General features: G+C 46.0%; 5 protein-coding genes. All 5 read right to left on the bottom strand.

Translation table 11 applies throughout. From position 1 onward, the window contains the following. Positions 1-43: 43 nt before the first annotated feature. Genes NYE53_RS09250 through NYE53_RS09230 form a run of 5 tightly spaced genes read right to left on the bottom strand, consistent with a single transcriptional unit; the run spans position 44 to position 4,336 of the window. Positions 44-793: a polyketide synthase gene (locus NYE53_RS09250; RefSeq protein ID WP_268549398.1), complete on the bottom strand. Its 750-nt coding sequence runs from the start codon at positions 791-793 to the stop codon at positions 44-46. Positions 794-832: 39 nt separating this feature from the next. Beyond that, positions 833-1,612 (bottom strand): enoyl-CoA hydratase/isomerase, encoded by a 780-nt coding sequence (locus tag NYE53_RS09245; RefSeq protein WP_339248310.1) that lies wholly within the window; start codon positions 1,610-1,612, stop codon positions 833-835. Next, a complete protein-coding gene (gene pksG, locus NYE53_RS09240) occupies positions 1,600-2,862 on the bottom strand; it encodes a polyketide biosynthesis 3-hydroxy-3-methylglutaryl-ACP synthase PksG (protein WP_339248307.1) in 1,263 nt (420 codons plus the stop codon). Before pksG ends, NYE53_RS09245 begins: the two co-directional genes overlap by 13 nt. Beyond that, the gene (gene pksF / locus NYE53_RS09235; RefSeq protein WP_339248304.1) at positions 2,863-4,110 is read right to left on the bottom strand and encodes a polyketide biosynthesis malonyl-ACP decarboxylase PksF; all 1,248 of its coding nucleotides are present in this window, start codon (positions 4,108-4,110) and stop codon (positions 2,863-2,865) included. Beyond that, positions 4,088-4,336, bottom strand: a complete 249-nt coding sequence (locus tag NYE53_RS09230; RefSeq protein WP_003231809.1) for an acyl carrier protein — start codon at positions 4,334-4,336, stop codon at positions 4,088-4,090. Before NYE53_RS09230 ends, pksF begins: the two co-directional genes overlap by 23 nt. Positions 4,337-4,353 lie beyond the last annotated feature (17 nt).

Here is a 4,353-nt window from a genome sequence, read left to right as displayed (position 1 = left end):
CACGCTGCCTCCATTTCACCTGCGAAATTTTTATATATTTCAGTTAATTCCCATATAAACCTTTGATTCTACTTTTGACTTCTTCATGATGAAATGTTTTCTCATGCATCATCAATTCCTGTTCAATGACGCGCGGCAGCTGATCGCGAAGCGGGGCAACTAAATGATCTTTCAGTGTAACCAGTGAGTTTCTCGGCTTTTCCGCCAGTTCTTGCGCCAGCTCCACTGCATAATCTAACACTTCTGCACGGGGCAGCACCTTAAAGGGAACCCCTCTTTTTTCAAGATCAGCTCCGCGGTAGCTGCCCGCATTCAATAATATTTCCTGGGCCAGGCTGAAACCCAGTTTTTTAGGAACGATAAAGGTAGCGCCCATTCCAGGCGTAAATCCGTATTTCATAAAATTAGCCGTATACACGCTTTCTCTGCTCAGAATGACAATGTCAGCAAAGAGCCCCATGACAAAGCCGCCTCCAATTCCATGGCCCTGCATTGCCGCAATAACTGGAATCTCACAATCCAGCGCCAGAGAATAAAGATTGTCATCTGTGAACTTGGTCAATCCCTGTTGAATTCGTAGCAGTCCTTCTTGCGTTCCTCCTGAAGCAAAATAATTATCATATCCTGTCAAAATGACCGCTTTGTATTTGGGGTTCTGCCGTATGTATTCAAACGCTTGAATTAAACCGTCTGTAAGTTCTTGTGAAAACGCGTTTTTATGAGTGCGATCTTGCATCTTTACCTGAATAATGGCAGGTTCAATTTCGATAAGCTCTACAACAGAATGCGTCATGATGTCCTCCTAACGGTTCTGATTGTCATTTTTAAACGGTTACTGATCCTCCCATGGGAATTGTCCTGTTTCAACATACCTGATGATTCCCATTTGGTTTTGAGGATCAGAAAACATGTTTTGATTTGCAGTTAAAGCGGTGGCTTTCGCACGACTGACTTGATGATCAAGCGAGCTCATAAACTGTTTATAATGTGCGATTCCTTTTTTATTCAGCCTCCGCAAACGCAATAAATGCTTTCTCAGCAGCACGTCACTTTCAGCATCATAAGCATCTATTAACCCCCATTCACTGGCTTCCTGAACGGAAATCGGCTTCGTCATAAGCGTCATATAATGCGCTTTCTGCCGGCCGATACGGTGGATCAGAAACGGTAAAACACAAGCAGGGTACAGGCCGAATAGCAGCTCAGAGAGACTGAATGACGCCGTCTGATCAGCAATGGCAATATCTGTGGCAGATACAAATCCAAGACCGCCGGCATTCACTTTTCCCCTGACATGCGAAATCGTGACATAAGGGCCGGTCTGCAATTTCAGCCACAAACCATAGAGAGGCTCTTGGGAGCTTGCCTGTTTTCTGCCCCTTTTCAATTCCTGATAGATTTCTTGAAAATCAGCTCCGAAACAAAACACCTCGGGAAGCCCCTCTAAAACGACAACCGTCACCGTTGATGTTTCACATTGGTTTAACACTTGCAAGCATTCTTCTATCAGCGTGTCATTAATCGTATTATTCGCTTCAGGACGGTGAAAGGTAATATAGCAAACCGACGCTTGAAAGCGGACCTTTATCGTTTGATAGGTCACGAGATCCACCTGTACTTCCGATGAAACTCAGAAATTTCTTCTAAAAACAAGCGCGGCTTCTCTTGAGTGGACTGCATGATGCCCGGTACCATCTCAAAGTCCAGCTTTACATTGCGCGTCCCAAACCGCACCATCCCGCTCCCCTTAAACAATAGCTCATACTCTTCCATGGAGAGCTGATACCGGCGGTCCAAATGCTTCTCAATACCAAATGTTCGCTGACGCTCCTGGCCTTGCGGAGTTGTAATTCCGCTGTAAAATTCAGAACAGCAGCCGGATCCGTAGGAAAAACAGCCAATTCGTTTAGGGGAATCAAACCTCCCTTGGTCTATCGTGCTGGCCAATGCCAGAAACAAGGCTGCCCCCATAATATTTCCAACCCGTTGACAGTAGTTTAACCCTGGTTTTACCCGAGTTAAAAAATCCGGCTCAATCCCGGATGTTTTCACCTTCGCCACCTTACGCATCATTGTCCGGTGCGCACCTTTCACCATCCCGCCAAAGGGCGTATGGTAAGCAAGATATTGAAACGTGTCCTGATAATTGGCACCCGGTACACGCTTTTGATATTCCAGAAAGGTCTGTTCGCAGCAATCCAAATATGACATTAAAGACAGATCAGAATCTCCCGCTTCACTGTCGGGAATGGGGCGGCACGTGTCCATCACTTCATAGCCGTAATAACCATTTGCTCCGGGATCTATTTGAAACACCTCGGGATTTTCGCCAACTAAAACGGCCACCGCTCCCGCTCCGGCGCTCGGTTCCGCATAAGACCAATCTTCGCTTAAAGCGTCTCCGCCCTCAGCGATTAAAAAACGTGAAATATCACTGGCGATAACCAGTGCTTTGGCACCCGGAGAAGTCTGGGATAATATAAAATTCACCGCCATCTGAAATCCTGCTGTCCCTGAATAACACGCCTGTTTAACCTCAAACAAACGGCAGTTGCGGTTGAGACCTAAATATTCATGGATATATGTACTTAACGATTTCCCAAAGTCGATCCCGGATTCAGAGCAAGTGATCAGCAATTCAATCCGGTCCTTCTCTGCTTCAGATAAAGAATCAATAATCGGCTTAGCTGCATTGACTCCGAAGGTCACGGGGTCTTCATAAGGCAGTGCTACCGCTTTTTCTTTCATTAATAAGTTTTCAAATCTCGCAGTATCTAAGTGTCTGTATTTGGCCAGCTCCATGACATCAAGGTATGCCGTTCCGCCAAAGACATTCATCGCTTCTATTCCGGCTGAAACCATTTATGATTCGCCTCCACATTTCTCAATGTTTTGTATACAAACCGCGGTGTTCATTCCGCCAAACCCCATGCTTAAGCTCAGCGCATTTTTGATGCGGTATGAAATCGATTTCTCATTTACCCAATGAAAGGAATCATCGATTGGATGATCCAAATTCCTGCTCGGATGCAGGGCAGATTTTTTCATTTGCAGCAAAACAGAAATAATCTCTACGATGCCCGCCGCACTAAGCCCGTGTCCGGTTATCGATTTTGTTGCATTGATATAAGCATGGGAAAGCCGGCATGCACGGAGCGCCTTTAATTCTATTTCATCTCCAATAAAAGAGCCTGTTCCATGAGGATTAATATAATCAATATCTTCTGGTAAAAGCCTGGCACGCTCCAGTGCCTTCTGGATGACATGAATCTCTCCTTCTAATGAAGGATCAGGATTCCGGTTTCCGTCCAGTTTGATTGACCAGCCAGACAATGCTGCATAAGGTTTGATACCTCTTCGTAATGCCGTCTCCTTTCGTTCTATTACCAATGCACCGCACGATTCTCCATAGATAAACCCGTCTCTGTTTTGATCGAAGGGACGGCACGCTTTTTCAGGTTCATCAGCATATTTGTCCGTCCCCATAGCGCCTAAAGCCCTTAGCGCCTCGCATTCCATATAAGAAAGATCCATTAAAGCACCAAGTGCTATGCAAGTATCAACTTCGCCTGACAGGACTTGCTGAATCGCATGAATGACTGCTAACTGGCCGCTGGCCGAGGCACCTCCCACCGTATATGCTAATCCCGTGATGCCAAACTGATCTGTACATATCCCGCAAAGATCGCTATCCATGAAAGACAGGCCATACCCCGGCGAAATAAAACCGGAGCGGTCTTGATACCTTTCATAAACTTCAAAGTTTTCTCTCTGCTGAAAATTTGACCCGCCAACAACCAGTCCGATACGTGAGGAATCTGCATCGTCCAATTCAGCCTCCTCCCAAGCCTCTGTGAGAGTTACCAATGCAGCGCGGCTGGAAAATGATGCTTTTCGCAACATTTTTTTAGAGAGTCGGTCAGGATAAGACAATGACGCAATTTCGGCTCCGATAAACCGGCTGTCTTTTTGTCTGCCTGAACGCTTCATGACATCAAAGGCATGTCTGCCGGACAAGAGCGAGGAAGCAAAGTCCTCTTTCCCTTGACCGATAGAGGCCGTAACGCCTACACCGGTCACCACCGCCTCAGGCAGATTGCACTTTGTCATAAAGCACCTCAGCTAATTCACCGATGTTTTTCACCCCGGATAGCTCAATGCGGGGGATTTTTAACGATAAATCCTCTAGCACCATCGTGATAATTTCAGCTCTGTCTACAGAGTCAGCTCCTAGCTCAACTAACTGATCTTCAGGCTCAAATCTGTGTCCGTCTAATTCAGGAAGCACCTCGCAAATATTGGTGATTAGTACTTCAAAGATTCTCTGTTTATCCATAATACGCTCTCTCCTTC

Origin of the sequence: Bacillus sp. FSL R5-0523 (genome assembly GCF_037975295.1) — a bacterium.
Classification (GTDB): domain Bacteria; phylum Bacillota; class Bacilli; order Bacillales; family Bacillaceae; genus Bacillus; species Bacillus subtilis.
This window is presented reverse-complemented; position numbering and strand designations above follow the sequence as displayed.

What these genes read in the sequence shown, in the direction of transcription:
- pksG (WP_339248307.1), bottom strand. Translation starts at nt 2,862, where the DNA reads ATGGTTTCAGCCGGAATAGAAGCGATGAATGTCTTTGGCGGAACGGCA.
- pksF (WP_339248304.1), bottom strand. Translation starts at nt 4,110, where the DNA reads ATGACAAAGTGCAATCTGCCTGAGGCGGTGGTGACCGGTGTAGGCGTT.
- NYE53_RS09230 (WP_003231809.1), bottom strand. Translation starts at nt 4,336, where the DNA reads ATGGATAAACAGAGAATCTTTGAAGTACTAATCACCAATATTTGCGAG.
- NYE53_RS09250 (WP_268549398.1), bottom strand. Translation starts at nt 793, where the DNA reads ATGACGCATTCTGTTGTAGAGCTTATCGAAATTGAACCTGCCATTATT.